This window comes from Tatumella sp. UBA2305 (assembly GCF_002345795.1).
Taxonomy (GTDB): domain Bacteria; phylum Pseudomonadota; class Gammaproteobacteria; order Enterobacterales; family Enterobacteriaceae; genus Tatumella; species Tatumella morbirosei.
This window is the reverse complement of record NZ_DDVT01000003.1, coordinates 134178-151576: the sequence shown is the minus strand read 5'-3', so window position 1 is coordinate 151576 and position 17399 is coordinate 134178. Positions and strand designations below refer to the sequence as shown.

Genomic DNA, 17399 nt, shown 5'->3' with positions numbered 1-17399 from the left:
TTCGTTGCCTGAAAGCGCAGCATCTCTGTTATACTTCACGCATATGTTCACCCTTTAAACACTTTTGTTGAATGGAGAAACTGGCGGATGGAAAAATCAGGAATGTCCAGGGATTATGAATTACTGACCGAAATCGCAGTCGCTTATTACTGCGACGAAGTGACTCAGGAAGAAATTGCCAATAAGTTCGGTTTCTCACGGATCAAAGTCGGAAGATTGCTGAAAAAAGCTAAAGAGGAGGGGATTGTTGAAATTAACGTCCGCTACCATCCGGTTTTTAGTACTCAGCTTGAAAAACAGCTCAAAGAGCGTTTTCCTGTGACCCGGGCCCTGATCGCCCTGGATCATAATGATGAAGAAGAACAACGACGTCAGGTCGCCGCTCTGGTCTCAGCACATCTTAATAATGTACTGAAAGACAACATGGTGGTTGCTGTCGGGCAGGGGCGTAATGTTGCTGCTGTTGCTGAATCATCAGGGACTATACAGCCAAAAGATTGTCGGTTTATTTGTGGTATTGGCGGCACACATCGACCGGGGGATATCATCAACGCTGACCATATCAGTCGTTTATTATCGAAAAAGTTTGGTGGCAGTAGCGAATCGCTTTACGCCCCGGCGTATGTCGAAAACATACAGATTAAAGAGTTATTGTTGCAAAACGGTACAATCAAAGAGACTTTGGATCGCGGCCGTAAAGCGGATATTGCTCTGGTCGGTATTGGCGACATGAATGAAGATAGCTATATGGTCAAACTGGGTTGGTTCACCCCGCAGGAAATTAACGATGCCAGCCTGACCCAGGGGGTGATCGGGGATATTGCCGGATATGACTTTTTTAATGCCCGCGGCGAACATGTCAATACAGTCATGGATAACCGGGTGATAGGTCTGAATGTCGAAGAACTCCGACAGATCCCATGCGTTATTGCGATCGCTTCAGAAAATACCAAAGCAATGGCCATCATGGGGGCATTGCGCACCGGAGCCATTGACATTATTGCCACCAGTGCACGTAATGTGCGATCAATACTCAGTATGAGTCAGTAATTCCCCGACATGCACAGTCAGGGAAATGCAGACCGTCAGGCGGTTACCTGAGGCAGTGCCAGTGACACTGCCTGCTGTATATTCCTTCTTTGTCACGACCTCTTATTTTGTTTTACCGATAAAACCCCTTCCGGTGCCAGACATTTGATCCGGGCGTTTTTCCTGATCTTTTTATTCACTGCGGCCGGTTTTTTTGGCCAAAAGTGCTAACAAAATCTTTACTTAACTTTCTTCGCGATCTGGCGTTGGTTTTACCAATCCTTGTCTATGATTAACTGTGTAAGCGGTGATTTCCGGCACAAACAGGATTGTTGTCGGAGGTCCGGGAGAGTGGTGTTTTTGCTGATATTTGTTAACAGAATGCTGCAAAAGGCGATTCTTTTGGATTATCTGTTCATCGGCCAATGTCAGGAAGACTTTCCGGCAACAGGGAAACTGGCCCGGGCCGACAGACTGATTTTTGAATAGCTGATTTAATTATCAAAGGATGAACGCTATGCCAGTAGTCCCTGACCAGCAGGTTATTCGTCAGATCATCTCCGGGCACTATGCCGATCCATTTTCGTTTTTGGGAATGCATTTGGTGGCGGCCAGTGTAGAAGTGCGTGCCTTGTTACCCGATGCCGATCAGGTGTGGGTTCTCGACTCCAAAAAACAAAGCCGGGTGGCTGAACTCCAGCGTTACGATGACGGTGGGGTATTTATTGGAGTGATTCCGCGCCGAAAAAAAATGTTTCGTTATCAGCTGGAGGTTCGCTGGGGCGATGATACTCATCTGCTCGATGATCCCTACCGTTTTGGCACCCTGATTCAGGATATGGATGCCTGGTGGCTGGCCGAAGGTAACCATCTGCGTCCTTACGAAGTGCTCGGTGCCCACCCGACGGTCTACGATGAGGTACCGGGCGTCACCTTCGCCGTATGGGCCCCGAATGCACAGCGGGTCTCCGTCGTCGGAGAATTCAACTTTTGGGATGGCCGCCGTCATCCAATGCGGTTGCGCCGGGAAAATGGTATCTGGGAATTGTTTATTCCGGCGGTACAGGAAGGGCAGTTATATAAATTCGAGATTATTGACTGTCATGGGAATACCACTCTGCGTGCCGACCCTTACGCTCTGGAAACCCAAATGCGGCCGGAAACGGCATCACTGGTTCGTCGGTTACCGGAAAAATCCCCCGTTTCTGAGCAGCGTCGCCAGGCAAATGCACTGACCTCGCCGGTCTCCGTCTATGAGGTTCACCTGGGATCCTGGCGTCGTCATACCGACAATAATTACTGGCTGAGTTATGGGGAACTGGCCGAACAACTGGTTTCTTATGCCAAATGGATGGGGTTTACCCATATTGAGTTGATGCCGGTCAGCGAACATCCGTTTGATGGCAGCTGGGGGTATCAGGCACTCAGTATCTACTCTCCGACCCGGCGTTATGGTTCACCTGATGAGTTTAAAGCGTTTATTAATGCTGCTCACGAAGCCGGTCTGAACGTTATCCTGGACTGGGTACCGGGACATTTTCCTTTTGATTCACACGGTCTGGTGCAATTTGATGGCACGGCACTGTATGAATATGCTGACCCCCGGGAAGGGTTTCACCGCGACTGGAACACGCTGGTTTATAATTTTGGCCGCAACGAAGTACGTAACTATCTGGCCGGGAACGCTCTGTACTGGCTCGAACGCTATGGGATAGATGGTCTGCGGGTCGACGCTGTTTCCTCCATGATTTATCGCGATTACAGTCGTCCGGACGGAGAGTGGTTGCCAAATTATTATGGTGGTCGTGAAAATCTCGAAGCTATCGCTTTTCTGCGTTATACCAACCATACCATCGGCAGTGAAGCCCGTGGGGCAATAACTATGGCCGAAGAATCCACCGACTACCAGGGAGTCACTCTGCCGCCGGAACACAATGGGCTGGGCTTTCATTACAAATGGAACATGGGCTGGATGAATGATTCATTGCGCTATATGCAAATGGATCCGGCATATCGCAAGTATCACCACAATCTGATGACCTTCGGTATGGCCTATGCCTATACCGAAAATTTTATGTTGCCGCTGTCCCATGACGAAGTGGTACATGGTAAAGGTTCATTACTGGATAAAATGCCCGGTGATTGCTGGCAAAAATTCGCCACTCTGCGAGCTTACTTCGGTTATATGTGGGCACATCCGGGTAAAAAGTTACTGTTTATGGGCAGTGAATTTGCGCAGGGCCGGGAATGGAATGTGAACCAGAGCCTGGACTGGCACCTGTTGGAGGAGCCGGCAGGCTGGCATAAAGGCGTTCAGTCACTGGTGCGTGACCTGAATCACTGTTACACCGGACATCCGGCGATGTATCAGCTGGACTTCGATCCGCGAGGCTTCGAATGGTTGGTGGTGGATGATAGTGAAAATTCGGTTTTTGCTTTTGTCCGTCGGGATAACGAAGGTAATGAGATGTTGGTGGTCAGCAACTTCACCCCGGTAGTCCGTTATGACTATCGCATTGGTGTGGCAGACCCCGGGCGCTACCATGAAGTGATCAATACCGATTCTGTCTATTACCGTGGCAGCAACCTCGGTAATCAGGGAGAGGTCATCACGACTGATGAACCGATGCATCAGCGCGAATATTCGCTTTCACTGCTACTGCCCCCACTGGCCACGTTGTATCTGTGGCGGGAGGCGATGTAATGAGCGTACTGTTGCCGGGCAAACCTTATCCTTTTGGTGCCAGCCTGCAGGACAACGGGGTAAATTTCTGCGTTTTCTCGGCAGCCGCAGAGAAAATAGAGCTATGCCTGTTTGACAGTAAAAACAACGAACAAAGACTGGAGATGCCAGCCCGCACCGGCAATCTGTGGCATGGATTTTTGCCGGAGGCTAAAGCCGGTCAGCGCTATGGTTATCGTGCTTACGGCACGTTTGACCCGGTACGTGGTCTGCGGTTTAACGGCCAGAAACTGCTGATTGACCCCAGTGCCCGGGCGCTGGAAGGCTCACTGAATGATGATGCCCATCTCAATAGCGGCATACACCAGCCCGAACCGGTGGATACCGCCTACCGGGTCCCCAAATCCGTGGTCACCGACGAACATTTTGACTGGGAAGACGATACCCCTCTGCTGACTCCGTGGGGGCAGACCGTTATTTATGAGGCCCATGTGCGTGGTCTGAGTATGCTTCATCCGCAGATTCCCGAAGATATCCGTGGGACTTATCTGGCTCTCGCCCATCCTGCCATGCTGGCTCATTTCAAAAAGTTGGGTGTTACTGCAATAGAACTGTTGCCGGTTGCTCAGCATTGTGATGAGCCCCGGTTGCAGCACAGGGGATTGCACAATTATTGGGGCTATAACCTGCTGGCGGCCTGGTCACCGGAACCACTTTATGCCACCCATCGACAGGGGAGTTCTGCAGCAAAAGAACTAAAAACGGCGGTGAAAGCTCTGCATCAGGCGGGGATTGAAGTGATCCTGGATGTGGTGTTTAACCATACCGCTGAACTGGATATCGATGGCCCGACACTCTCGCAGCGTGGCTTAGACAACACCAGCTGGTACTGGCTGAATGCTGATGGCACGAATAATAATGTCACCGGTTGTGGAAATTCGATGCGGCTGACAGATAACGATGTGGTTGGCTGGGTATTGTCATGCCTGCGTTACTGGGTCGAACAGTTTCATATTGATGGTTTTCGTTTTGACCTGGCACCGCTGCTGGGACGCATCCCGGAGTTTCGTAGTGACTCGCCAATGCTGCGGGCAATCACCACCGATCCGTTGTTGAGCCGTTGCAAACTGATTGCCGAACCCTGGGATATAGGCCCCGGCGGTTATCAGCTTGGGAATTTCCCGGCACCTTTCGCCGAGTGGAACGACCAGTGGCGGGATGGGATGCGAAAATTTTGGTTGCACGGGACGCTGACAATCGGGGATTTCGCCGGAAAACTTTCCGCATCTGCGTCTTTGTTCCGGCACACAGGCCGGTTGCCGAATGCGACCATCAATATGATTACGGCGCATGATGGTTTTACCCTGCAGGATTTAGTCAGTTTTAACCACAAACATAATCATGCTAACGGTGAAAACAACCGTGACGGTCATGATGATAATTACAGCCAGAATCATGGGGCTGAGGGGCCTGAGGCCAGTGACAGCGTTATTGTTCAACGGCGTCTCAGTCAGCGGGCGTTACTGGCAACCTTGCTGCTATCCCAGGGGACACCGATGCTGTTGGCCGGAGATGAAATCGGCCATAGCCAGCAGGGAAATAATAATGCCTATTGTCAGGATAACCGGTTGAGCTGGCTCAACTGGCAACAGGCTGATTACGCACTGGCTGACTATGTGAGTGATCTGATTAGCTTAAGAAAAAAAATTCCGGCGATCACGCTTAATCGCTGGTGGGCAGAAGGTTCCGGGGATGTGGTATGGCTTAACAGTCACGGACAACCAATGACGACAGATCAGTGGCTGCAACCCGGATTGCAGTGTCTGCAAATATGTTTATCTGACCGCTGGTTAATGGTGGTCAATGCCTCGCTTAATGACGTCGATATGACATTACCCACGGGTAGCTGGCATGCCGTTGCACCCTTTGATAATCCTCTCCGTACCCTCGCTGACGGCTTATCCTGTCGGTCTATGGCAAAAACAGTCTGTGTATTCACCCGGGATCTACCAATAACACCAGGAAGGATTCAGCCATGACTACATTAGAGATGAATGATCGCATGATGCTGGCCCGGCAGTTACCGGGAAAATCAGTCGCACTGATTCTGGCCGGTGGTAAAGGGTCAAGATTACAGGGGCTGACAGCGACCCGTGCCAAGCCGGCAGTCCACTTTGGCGGCAAATTCCGTATCATCGATTTTGCCCTGTCAAACTGTCTGAACTCAGGGATTCGACGAATCGGGGTGATCACTCAATATCAGTCACATACGTTGGTACAGCATATTCAGCGTGGCTGGTCCTTCCTGAATGAAGAGATGAATGAATTTGTCGATTTGTTGCCGGCACAACAACGGCAAAGTTCCGGTCACTGGTACAGAGGCACGGCAGATGCCATCTGCCAGAATCTGGATATTATCCGCCGCTACCGTGCGGAATATATAGTGGTGCTGGCAGGGGACCATATCTACAAAATGGATTACTCCCGGATGCTGATTGACCACGTAGAGAAAGGCGGAGAGTGCACCGTGGCCTGTATTGAAGTCCCGCGGCAGGAGGCGGGTGCCTTCGGTATTATGGATGTCGCGCAGGACGGTCAGATCCTGTCTTTTCTTGAAAAACCAGCAGATCCGCCAGGTATTCCCGGACAGCCGGATAAATCGCTGGCCAGTATGGGGATCTATATTTTTAATGCCGCTTATCTGTTCCGCTTACTGGAACAGGATATGGCAGATGAACAATCCAGCCATGATTTTGGCAAAGATATCATCCCGCTTATTACGCGGGAAGGTAAAGCCCGGGCGCATTCTTTTAGTCTCTCTTGTGTGACATCCAGCGATGATCTGCCGCCTTACTGGCGTGATGTCGGTACGCTGGACGCTTACTGGCGGGCAAACCTCGATCTGGCCTCTGTGACACCAGAGCTGGATATGTATGACAGTCACTGGCCGATCCGCACCCATATGGAACCTCTGCCACCGGCAAAATTTGTTCAGGATCGTTCCGGCCGGCATGGAATGACGCTGAATTCGCTGGTCTCCGGGGGATGTGTTGTTTCCGGATCGGAAGTGGTGAATTCGGTTTTATTTTCACGTGTCCGGATCAACTCATTTTGCAATATTGATACCAGCATCCTGTTACCTGATGTTGTGATTGGCCGATCCTGTCGTCTGCGCCATTGCATTATTGATCGCGCCTGTCAGATCCCGGAAGGCATGGTTATCGGTGAGAATGCCGAAGAAGACAGTCGCCGTTTTTACCGCACGGAAAGCGGTATTGTGCTGGTCACCCGCAGAATGCTGGAAAAATTATAACGCGCGGTGTGCCCGCCGGATTACTGTACAACGCGCCATGCGGATTGGCTGACGCGAGACAAATCAGGAGCTCAAATGCGAATATTACATGTTTGTTCCGAGCTGTTTCCTCTGCTCAAAACCGGTGGTCTGGCTGATGTTGCCGGGGCATTACCTGCGGCACAGATTGCCGGTGGTGACGATGTTCGTGTCCTGATTCCGGGCTTTCCGGATATCAAAAAAGGGCTGGGAGAAACCCACCGGGTCACGGGTATTGATACCTTTGCCGGATATGTTGAATTGCGCTACGGCACTTTTCAGGGGGTGGGCATCTATATTATTGATGCGCCCGGTTTGTATGACCGGCCGGGCAGTCCGTACCATGATCAGTCGTTAAATGCCTATGGTGATAACCATCTGCGTTTTGGAGTGCTTGGCTGGGTGGCCTGTGAACTGGCATGTGGGGCTGATTATTTATGGCGACCTGAAGTGGTGCACTCCCATGACTGGCATGCCGGACTGGCCTCTGCCTATATTGCGGCGCGCGGGTACCCGGTAAAGACCGTGTTCACGGTACATAATCTGGCCTATCAGGGGCTGTTTTATGCTCATCATTTACATCAGTTGTGGCTACCGGATGATTTCTTCAGGATGCATGGTCTGGAATTTTACGGGCAGATCTCATTTCTGAAAGCCGGTCTGTTTTATTCAGACCATATAACGACAGTCAGCCCGACCTATGCGCGGGAGATAACCCGACCTGAATTTGGTTATGGGATGGAATCTCTGCTCTCAGAGCGTCAGTCCCAGGGCCGGCTGACCGGGATTCTGAATGGTGTGGATGAGGATATCTGGGACCCGGATAATGACCCATTGCTCACCGCGCGCTACAACGCTGAGCATTTGCAGTCTAAGACGCAAAATAAAACATCGCTGCAACGGACGATGGGGCTGGACACTGACAGTTCACGGCTACTGTTTGCAGTAGTCAGCCGGCTGACCAGCCAGAAAGGATTAGATCTGGTGCTGGAAGGATTACCGGAGTTACTTTCCCAGGGCGGGCAACTGGTATTGCTGGGCGCTGGTGACGTACCTCTACAGCAGGCATTTCTGGCGGCGGCGGCGGAACACCCTGGTCAGGTCGGGGTGCAACTGGGCTATCACGAGGCTTTTTCACACCGGATTATGGCCGGGGCAGATGTGATTATGGTCCCCAGTCGTTTTGAACCCTGCGGACTGACCCAGTTATACGGACTGAAATACGGCACTCTCCCTCTGGTCAGACGTACCGGTGGTCTGGCGGATACTGTGGTGGATTGTGCTATCGAAAATCTGGCGGATAACACGGCCAGTGGTTTTGTGTTTGAGGAGAGTAACGGTAAGGCCATCAGTAATGCCATCCGCCGTGCTTTTGTGTTGTGGAACCGCCCACGCCACTGGCGCAACGTTCAGCGCCATGCAATGCGTCAGGATTTTAGCTGGTCGGTTGCTGCACGAGTCTACCAGCAGCTTTATCAGCGTTTAACCGGCACAGAATTTCAATGACGGTTAGCGGCGACCTTTACCTGTTTGATTTGTGAAACTGCACACCAGCATTAAGGAATACAACGCTATGACATCACCGTTTATTTATAACGCTCCAACCGTCAGTGTGGATGCGCTTAAGCATTCCATTGCTTATAAGCTAATGTTTATTCTCGGTAAAGATCCTGCCATCGCGACGAAGCATGACTGGCTAAATGCCACGCTGTTTGCGGTGCGTGACAGGATGGTTGAACGCTGGCTTAAATCTAACCGGGCGCAGCAGTCTCAGGATGTGCGCAAAGTCTATTATTTATCAATGGAGTTTCTGATTGGTCGTACCCTGTCCAATGCGCTTCTGGCACTCGGGTTGTACGATGACATCAATAAAGCGTTAGATGAGATGGGGTTGGACCTCGAAGATCTGATCGATGAGGAAAATGACCCGGGGCTGGGTAATGGTGGTTTAGGGCGTCTGGCGGCCTGTTTCCTTGATTCACTGGCTACCCTTGGCTTACCGGGCGGGGGTTACGGGATTCGCTATGAATACGGGATGTTTGCCCAGAAGATTGTTGATGGTCAACAGGCCGAATCTCCCGATTACTGGCTGGAGTATGGTAACCCGTGGGAGTTCCAGCGCTACAGTACCCGTTATAAAGTCCGGTTCGGTGGCCGTTTGCAACACGAAGGTTCGAAAACCCGCTGGCTGGAAACCGAAGAAATTGTCGCGGTGGCGTATGACCAGGTGGTCCCGGGATTTGATACTGATGCCACCAATACCCTGCGGTTGTGGGGGGCTCAGGCCAGTAACGAAATTAACCTGGGTAAATTTAATCAGGGTGACTATTTTGCTGCGGTGGAAGATAAAAACCATTCCGAGAACGTGTCGCGGGTACTCTACCCCGACGACTCTACTTATTCGGGGCGGGAGCTGCGCTTGCGCCAGGAGTATTTCCTGGTATCGGCGACAGTACAGGATATTCTTAAGCGACATCATCGCACTCACCAGACCTACGATAATCTGGCGGATAAAGTCGCCATTCACCTGAATGATACTCATCCGGTACTATCGATTCCTGAACTGATGCGACTGCTGATTGATGAGCATAAATTTAGCTGGCAGAAAGCCTGGGATACGGTCAGTAAAGTTTTTTCATATACTAACCACACCCTGATGAGCGAAGCGCTGGAGACGTGGCCGGTCGATATGCTGGGGAAAATTCTGCCGCGTCATCTGCAGATCATTTTCGAAATAAATGAATATTTCCTTAATGAAGTGGAAGAGAAAGTCCCGGGTGACGATGACCTGAAACGTCGCGTATCGATCATTGACGAGAACAATGGTCGCCGCGTTCGTATGGCCTGGCTGGCGGTGGTGGCCAGCCATAAGGTGAACGGGGTCTCTGCACTGCACTCCGACCTGATGGTACAGTCTTTGTTTGTCGATTTCGCGCGGCTTCACCCGGATCGTTTTCTGAATATGACCAACGGGGTGACACCGCGTCGCTGGCTGGCGCTGGCCAACAAGCCGCTTTCCGATCTGCTGGACGATGCCATTGGTCAGCACTGGCGTACCGATTTAAGCCAGCTGGAAGAACTGAAACAGGATATTGATTACCCAAGCTTTTTACAGGCACTGCAGAAAGCCAAACACGACAATAAAAAGCGGCTGGCAGGTTACGTCGCCGATAAACTGGAGATAGTGATCGATCCACACAGTCTGTTTGATGTGCAGATTAAGCGTATTCACGAGTACAAACGTCAGTTACTGAATGTGCTGCATGTGGTTACCCGCTACAACCGCATTATCGATGATCCGGAAGCGGAAGTGGTACCACGTACCGTCATTTTTGCCGGTAAAGCGGCCTCGGCCTATTATGCAGCTAAACAGATTATCCATCTGATCAACGATGTTGCCACGGTGATTAACAATGATCCCCGTACCCGTGAAAAACTGAAAGTAGTGTTTATTCCTAATTACAGCGTCAGTCTGGCACAGTTGATCATCCCGGCAGCGGATCTGTCAGAGCAGATCTCTCTGGCAGGAACTGAAGCTTCCGGGACCAGCAATATGAAGTTTGCCCTGAATGGTGCGTTGACCATCGGAACCCTGGACGGGGCTAACGTCGAAATGCTGGAGCATGTGGGTGAAGATAATATCTTTATTTTTGGTAACACCACACCGCAGGTCGAAGATCTGAGGAAAAATGGTTATAACCCACATGATTATTATGACAAAGATCCCGAACTGCACCGGGTACTGACGCAGATTGCGACCGGCACCTTCAGTCCTTCAGAACCAAAACGTTATCATAATCTGTTCGACAGCCTGGTCAATCTGGGGGACCATTATCAGTTGCTGGCAGACTACCGTAGCTATGTTGATACCCAGGATAAAGTGGATGAGCTGTATCTGCAAAAAGATGAATGGTCACGCCGGACCTTACTGAATATCGCCAATATGGGGTATTTCTCGTCCGATCGTACCATCAGAGAATATGCAGAGAAAATCTGGGAAATCAGCCCGGTGAAGATGTAACTCCGTAACGGCGGGGCAGGGTGTTTCTGCTCCGCCGTATGATCCCACAAATAAAACCCCCCATACTCAGGTGAAGTTCACCCGTTCAGCTTGTTCCGTTTTTCAGCATTCAGTATTCCTGGCATAGCTAACTCATCCAGGCCGGAGCATTGGATTAACAGACTGTTTTCCTGTCTTTGGCGATCACATTAGCGTACACAAATCTGTTTGGTGCAGAGGTTACCGGCGGCGTATAACATGCTGAGTGATTGTTTCTTAAAATGCTGCTTCTGCTGTTACCGATATCAAAAATTTCGGCAATTCCGGCACCCACCACAGGATTCTTTTTCGATATGCATACAGATAAAAAATTTCGGTTATATCGTCCGCTGAAAGGGATAACTCATACTTTCGGTGATGAATGGTTTGCATTAAAAGCAGAAGCTTTCGCCCGTTTTTTCGGGACACCCACCTTTCTGATTGGTCAGACCATCGCGGTGATCGTGTGGATTGTGCTGAACGTTGCAGGCCTGCTTAAGTTTGACCCTTATCCTTTTATTCTACTCAACTTAGCTTTTAGCATTCAGGCGGCTTATGCTGCCCCCTTGATCCTGTTGGCGCAAACCCGCCAGGCAGAGCGCGATCAGGCACATGCACTGGCCGATGCACAACACCGTGAAGATCTGGATGCTGCGATGGCAGGTCGCCAGGTGTTATCTGAAGAGTTGTCTGAACAGCTGCTCGAATTGCTGAAGCAAAATACTCAACTGACCCAACAGACCCTGCAAATGGCTGAGCGTATCGAAACATTAACCCGGCAGCTTGAGCAGAGATAATCGTGTTATTTTTACCCGGAGACTACAATGACCCGGATGCTGACCAACAGAAAAAGCGCAACAACAAAATGCATGCATTCTCCGACAGGAGTAGGGGTGTTACAGGGATAACCCCGGGCTAAACAGGGCAAAGCTGCTGTTTAGTTATCTGAAACACAGGTAACACTTGTAAAAACCTGAGCCTTTACGGTAGGATACCCACCGCTGTCAGGCGTTAGCCAACGTTGCCGCCAGAGTCCTCTTAGTTAAATGGATATAACGAGCCCCTCCTAAGGGCTAGTTGCAGGTTCGATTCCTGCAGGGGACACCATCGTACCTTTCAGGACCCTCCATACACCTCAGCGAATTCCTGATAAACACTGACTCCAGCTGGATTTAATTTCCATACCCGTCCATACATATTCATTGACAGCCGCATACTATCCTGGGTAAAAATTGGTTAAAGTTCATTTACCCGCAAAGCATTTCTGTTTCATCCTCTGTTATCCGTCACCGGTGAGGTTGCAGGATACATTTTCGCCGGCTGTAGTTACCGACGAAGCCGGTATGAATGCTGTACCAACGGCCGGAAAGAAGCTTAGCGGAGCAGATTTTCAGTTACGGTTTATTTACCTGTTTATCCGGATAAAGTATCTTCAGAACATCTTGTTTCGAAAGGTCAAAAATATCAAGATCCTGATTATCATCTCTTCCCTGCATATAAATAGATTTTTCATTTTTAAAATTCTGGTGATGAGTCATAAAGAGTGCCATCAGATAATCGATATCTTTGGCATTCAGGGATGTTTTTAATTTTATTACCTTGTTGTAGCACTCAGGATCATAATCACCGGTTCTGTCTTTCAGCAAACATTCACTTAACATAAATGAGGGTTCGCTATGACCCAGGTTATATATTGAAATAATATTAATTGCTTCCCGGTACTCCCCGGATGAAGCAAGTATTCCGGAGTACATGCGCAGGATGTTGATGTTTTCGGAATTATCTTTGTACAGCTGATTTAATTGCTTCATAGCCAGAGTCTTAGAAGATTTATCATCAGACATTATGTACTCTCTGACCAGGCCAGAGGCAGTAATAGTTGATAAGTCCTGACTGGATTCAGCAGAAATCCAGGGAGTTAGTATAAACAATGCCGGTATTAATAATTTTTTTATGCTCATATCATCCTCTGCAGAACGGTGTCAGAAGTATGGTTTTTCTGAGAGAGGATGGTACAGGAACAGCACTGCCAGTATACCCTGATTCATAAATATATCCGGCGGTGATTTCTATTTTTGGTGACTGAATTGTATTACTGTTTATCAGAAAGCGAGTGGTTCCAATAAAAATGTCATTATTGCCTGTAGCAACATACTCACCTGATTGTCTTTGTAAAGAGTATTCTCTGTAACTTAATAAATCCCTGACCTTACACCAAAATAAAACATGACCATTTCCAGCAGCCCTGGCTGCATTGGTTGCGCCGGTCGCAGATACTGAAAGCTGTTTTCCGGCCGGAATATTTTCGTCATAAACGGTTAACTTCACTGAAAAACTGGCATGTATACCCACACCCTCAATTCTGAGGTCGGCAAACTGAGAATAATACAATGATTTTATAGCCATAACAGATTCACTCCCTGTGAAAAATGTTCACCGTACCCTAGCAAAAATGTAACGTTGTTCATAGGCCTGCGGGCAGAGCGGGTTTGTCTGTGATGGCAGCGAACTGCTTTATCTTTAGCGTGAGTTTTTCCCCGGGTCCCCTGGTTTTGAGGGGCAGTCGGGCAAAAATGGAGATGAAGAATGAGTTTTGGCCATTGATTCAGTACTATCACAAATGGCTGGCTGACGTCTTTCTATGGCCTTAAAATAACTCCGGTGAATCCAGTCTGCCTGCCGCTACTCTGCCTTACTCAAATGGTTCTTTCCGCCATAATTGTTTCGGTAAATAACGCAAATTGCCGCGCCTTGGCACTGGTCAGTCTTCCGGAAGGGAATACCGCCCACAGATCGATGTCAGGCAATGCCCAGTCGGTTAATACTTTCACCACCTCACCGGAACGTAACTCTTCGTAAAACATCCAGTCTGAGGCGATACATAATCCCATATGATTCAGGACTGCGGCGCGTTGTCCTTCGGCAGCACTGACCCGCATCCGTCCCTGAAGGCTGGCAGAAACCGTCATCTGCTGGCGGGTAAAAGTCCAGACCGTAGGTTGTGCAGTATAGAGGATGGCCTGATGCTCAGAAAGATCTGTCGGAGTTAAGGGTTCGCCACAGGTTTTCAGATATTGCGGAGTGGCAATCACCGAACGTTTAGCGGTCGCCAGCTTACGGGCAGTCGCGGAAGAGTCTGCCAGTTTGCCCATTCGCAATGAAACATCGACCCCCTCGGCCAGCAAATCAATGACCCGATCATCGAGGATCACTTCTGTGTGAAGTTCCGGGTGGCTGTCCAGAAAAAGAGGTAACTGAGGAATAATATGGATTCTGGCAAAAGTGGTCGCAGCTGAAATACGCAACTGACCGGATAAGCCACTGGCCGAATGGCGGGCGGCCAGTTCTGCTTCGTCAGCTTCATCCAGGGCTGTTTTGGCACGTTCATAATAGCGCTGTCCGGCTTCTGTGGGAGTCAGCCCATGTGTGGTCCTGGCCAGCAACCGGGTATTGAGGTGGCTTTCCAGCCGGGCAATCAGTTTAGAGACTGCCGGCTGGCCAAGACTGAGTTGACGAGCCGCAGCGGAAAATGAACCGGTTTCTACTACCCGGACAAAAGTCGCCATGGCCTGAAATCGATCCATAATATTCCTTCAGGGAACAGAGAGAGTCTGAAAGCAGACTCTACCATTCCCTGAAGGCTCCCACCAGTCGCAGATCCGGGGGCTCAGACATGACTGTGCGTTATCAGGATTTAGGAGGATGTCCTGCCTGTAACTTTTTTTGCTCACTGAAATCATTACGGATCTGTACATGGCTCAACAGAGCAAAAATAAAGGTTCCCCCGGTGATATTACCCGCCAGAGTCGGCAGAGCAAAAGGCCACAGAAATTCTGACCAACTGAGGTGGCCGTTAAATACCAGGTAAAAGGCCTCTACTGATCCCACGACAATATGCGATAAGCCAGCCAGTGACATTATCCAGGTGATCATAATAATCACCAGAATTTTAGCTGCACCTGAGTGAGGAAACATCCACACCATCGTGGCAATCAGCCAGCCGGAAACCAGCGAACCGCAAAACATTTGTCCGGCATCATGATTTACCGCCTCTTCACTCAGATGGGTAAACGAGTTTTGCAGTTCGTCAGTAAATACTGGCATATGATTAAATGCCAGAGCTACCAACGCAGTACCTATAAAATTCCCAGCCAGTACCAGCCCCCAAAGCCGCATCAGTAGTTTGAAATTATTCATCACGGGTTTATGCATCACCGGCAATACGGCAGTGATGGTGTTTTCAGTAAACAATTGCTGATGGGCGATAATCACAATGATGAAGCCGACACAATAGCCGAAGTTTTCCAGCAAAAAACTACCTGGCAGTCCTTCGGTATGTACCTGCAACAGGCCCTTTACCAATAGTGAGGTGCCCATCGACAATCCCGCAGCAATCGCTGACAGGAGCAGTGCCATACCGTCGCGTTCCAGCTCTTTCTCGCCGTTCTGGCGTATGGTTTCATGAATAGCAACGGCTTTCGAAGGCAGTTGTTCCTCTTCTGTATTTATTGATGTTTCGTTGCTTTTTTCTTCGCTGTCGACCTGATTGTCACGGTTAGCTGAAGAGTGGGAATTTTGCACGTGGCCTCCGGTGAAAACAGATGAATATTTCATAGTTCTGAGTGTAGTATTTTTCAGCACTTTTGATGGGAAAATTAGTAGTAGTTGTTGTTATTGCGATGTTGTCTTAATGAAGGTGAGGTGAAATTCAGTTGTAAAAGCCGGAGTGGGGGGAGACAACACCATTTGGGCTGTTTTTACAGCACGAATAGCACAAACCCGCATGGTAATTGATGTCGCATCTGGTAGGATTTAGCGCCGGACGATAAATAGCTGTGCTGAAACCCCGCGAAAATGAGAGCCGTAAACTGTGGGGAAATCACAATAAGCGTAACAAAGTTTTATCATTGGCTGGTTTTTAGGCAGAAAAGTTGTCGTTGAGGGACTTTTAAGTAACCGTTTCCATTTTCGGCATTCGGCAGTGAGTTTCCTTATGGTATAGTGCGGCCTTCATAACGTAATCGTGAATATAAGTTACATGCTGGAAGCCAAAGATCTTACCTGTGCCCGGGATGAGCGGGTGTTATTTTCACAGCTCTCATTTACGGTCGGTGCCGGCGATATTGTCCAGATAGAAGGGCCTAACGGGGCTGGTAAAACCTCCTTATTACGTATCCTGGCAGGCCTGAGCCGCGCGGAGTCCGGAGAGATTCTGTGGAATCAAACGGCAGTTAGCCGGCAGCGTGATATCTGGCAACGTGAGATGTTATATCTTGGACATCTGCCAGGGGTAAAAGGGGTATTGTCTCCGCTGGAGAATCTGCGTTTTTTTCATCCGGATTGTCGAGACGAGCAAATTTTTAATGCACTGGATGAAGTGGATTTGACCGGTTATGAAGACGCGATAGTTGCCCAGCTTTCTGCGGGCCAGCAGCGCAGAGTCGCACTGGCCAGACTATGGCTAAGCCAGGCGCGGTTATGGATACTGGATGAACCGCTAACGGCCATCGATAAAGCCGGAGTGGAAAAAATAATGTCACAATTTGCCAGTCACGCAGGGCGGGGAGGATCCGTTATCCTTACCACCCATCAGGATCTGCCCGATCAACAGGATGTGGTGCGTAAAATTCGCCTGACAGCGGAAGGACGTGACGAATGCTGGTAAGTATTATTCGCCGTGAACTTAAAATTGCCTTTCGCAGTGGCTCGGAAATTATTAATCCGCTGTGGTTTTTCCTGATAGTGATTACGTTGTTTCCGCTGGGAATTGGCCCCGAATCAAAATTACTTGCCAGAATTGCACCGGGTATCGTCTGGGTGGCGGCATTGCTGTCATCATTACTGGCACTGGAACGCTTGTTCCGTGATGACTTTCTGGATGGTTCACTGGAACAGTTGGTGTTATTACCGACCCCGTTACCCTTAACGGTACTGGGAAAAGTCATAGCCCACTGGCTGGTGACCGGGGTACCGTTAATTATTTTGTCGCCCCTGGCCTCGTTATTATTGTCGCTGAATTTTCAAGGCTGGTACGGGCTGGCGATGACACTGCTACTGGGTACGCCGGTGTTGAGTTTTATCGGTGCTATCGGAGTAGGGCTGACGGTGGGGCTCAGGCGTGGCGGCGTATTATTGAGTTTACTGGTTTTGCCTCTGGTCATTCCGGTGCTGATTTTTTCAAGTGCAGCCATTGATGCTGCCAGTCAGGGATTATCGATAAGTGGTTACCTGGCCATATTAGGCGCAATGCTAATCGCCAGTATTACTCTGGCACCTTTTGCCACAGCCGCAGCGGTACGTATTAGTCTTCAATAAAC

At 49.6% G+C, this 17399-nt stretch carries 13 protein-coding genes and 1 tRNA gene; 10 read left to right on the top strand and 4 right to left on the bottom strand.

What is annotated here, in order from left to right; genetic code table 11:
• Positions 1–87: 87 nt before the first annotated feature.
• The 8 genes from B3Z23_RS01980 to B3Z23_RS01945 all read left to right on the top strand — a co-directional run bounded on the left by B3Z23_RS01980 (position 88) and on the right by B3Z23_RS01945 (position 12189).
• On the top strand, positions 88–1050 hold the full coding sequence (locus B3Z23_RS01980) for a sugar-binding transcriptional regulator (protein WP_294900870.1): 963 nt from the start codon (positions 88–90) through the stop codon (positions 1048–1050).
• Between the two features lie 496 nt (positions 1051–1546).
• A complete protein-coding gene (gene glgB / locus B3Z23_RS01975) occupies positions 1547–3733 on the top strand; it encodes a 1,4-alpha-glucan branching protein GlgB (RefSeq protein WP_294900867.1) in 2187 nt (728 codons plus the stop codon).
• The gene (gene glgX / locus B3Z23_RS01970) at positions 3733–5751 is read left to right on the top strand and encodes a glycogen debranching protein GlgX (RefSeq protein ID WP_294900864.1); all 2019 of its coding nucleotides are present in this window, start codon (positions 3733–3735) and stop codon (positions 5749–5751) included. The genes glgB and glgX overlap by 1 nt, the downstream gene beginning before the upstream one ends.
• The gene (gene glgC, locus B3Z23_RS01965) at positions 5748–7025 is read left to right on the top strand and encodes a glucose-1-phosphate adenylyltransferase (protein WP_294900861.1); all 1278 of its coding nucleotides are present in this window, start codon (positions 5748–5750) and stop codon (positions 7023–7025) included. Before glgX ends, glgC begins: the two co-directional genes overlap by 4 nt.
• Positions 7026–7100: 75 nt before the next feature.
• Positions 7101–8549: a glycogen synthase GlgA gene (gene glgA / locus B3Z23_RS01960; RefSeq protein ID WP_294900858.1), complete on the top strand. Its 1449-nt coding sequence runs from the start codon at positions 7101–7103 to the stop codon at positions 8547–8549.
• Positions 8550–8616: 67 nt separating this feature from the next.
• Positions 8617–11064: a glycogen phosphorylase gene (gene glgP / locus B3Z23_RS01955; RefSeq protein WP_294900855.1), complete on the top strand. Its 2448-nt coding sequence runs from the start codon at positions 8617–8619 to the stop codon at positions 11062–11064.
• A gap of 332 nt (positions 11065–11396) precedes the next feature.
• The gene (locus tag B3Z23_RS01950) at positions 11397–11879 is read left to right on the top strand and encodes a DUF1003 domain-containing protein (protein ID WP_294900852.1); all 483 of its coding nucleotides are present in this window, start codon (positions 11397–11399) and stop codon (positions 11877–11879) included.
• 235 nt (positions 11880–12114) lie between these two features.
• Positions 12115–12189, top strand: a tRNA-Arg gene (locus B3Z23_RS01945).
• Positions 12190–12476: 287 nt separating this feature from the next.
• On the opposite strand, the gene B3Z23_RS01940 is transcribed toward B3Z23_RS01945, so the two are convergent.
• The 4 genes from B3Z23_RS01940 to B3Z23_RS01925 all read right to left on the bottom strand — a co-directional run bounded on the left by B3Z23_RS01940 (position 12477) and on the right by B3Z23_RS01925 (position 15663).
• The gene (locus B3Z23_RS01940; protein ID WP_294900849.1) at positions 12477–13043 is read right to left on the bottom strand and encodes a hypothetical protein; all 567 of its coding nucleotides are present in this window, start codon (positions 13041–13043) and stop codon (positions 12477–12479) included.
• A gap of 1 nt (position 13044) precedes the next feature.
• Complete coding sequence (locus B3Z23_RS01935) at positions 13045–13488, bottom strand: hypothetical protein (RefSeq protein WP_294900845.1); 444 nt, start codon at positions 13486–13488, stop codon at positions 13045–13047.
• 290 nt (positions 13489–13778) lie between these two features.
• Positions 13779–14666 (bottom strand): LysR family transcriptional regulator, encoded by an 888-nt coding sequence (locus B3Z23_RS01930; protein WP_294900842.1) that lies wholly within the window; start codon positions 14664–14666, stop codon positions 13779–13781.
• A gap of 103 nt (positions 14667–14769) precedes the next feature.
• Positions 14770–15663, bottom strand: a complete 894-nt coding sequence (locus B3Z23_RS01925; protein WP_294900839.1) for a formate/nitrite transporter family protein — start codon at positions 15661–15663, stop codon at positions 14770–14772.
• 457 nt (positions 15664–16120) lie between these two features.
• Here B3Z23_RS01925 and ccmA point away from each other — a divergent pair, with 457 nt between their 5' ends.
• Together ccmA and ccmB are read left to right on the top strand one after the other, a co-directional pair.
• Positions 16121–16747 carry a cytochrome c biogenesis heme-transporting ATPase CcmA gene (ccmA, locus tag B3Z23_RS01920; protein WP_294901076.1) on the top strand — a complete coding sequence of 209 codons (627 nt, stop codon included), beginning with the start codon at positions 16121–16123 and terminating at the stop codon, positions 16745–16747.
• Positions 16738–17397: a heme exporter protein CcmB gene (ccmB, locus tag B3Z23_RS01915; protein WP_038021875.1), complete on the top strand. Its 660-nt coding sequence runs from the start codon at positions 16738–16740 to the stop codon at positions 17395–17397. The genes ccmA and ccmB overlap by 10 nt, the downstream gene beginning before the upstream one ends.
• The last annotated feature ends 2 nt before the right edge of the window (positions 17398–17399 follow it).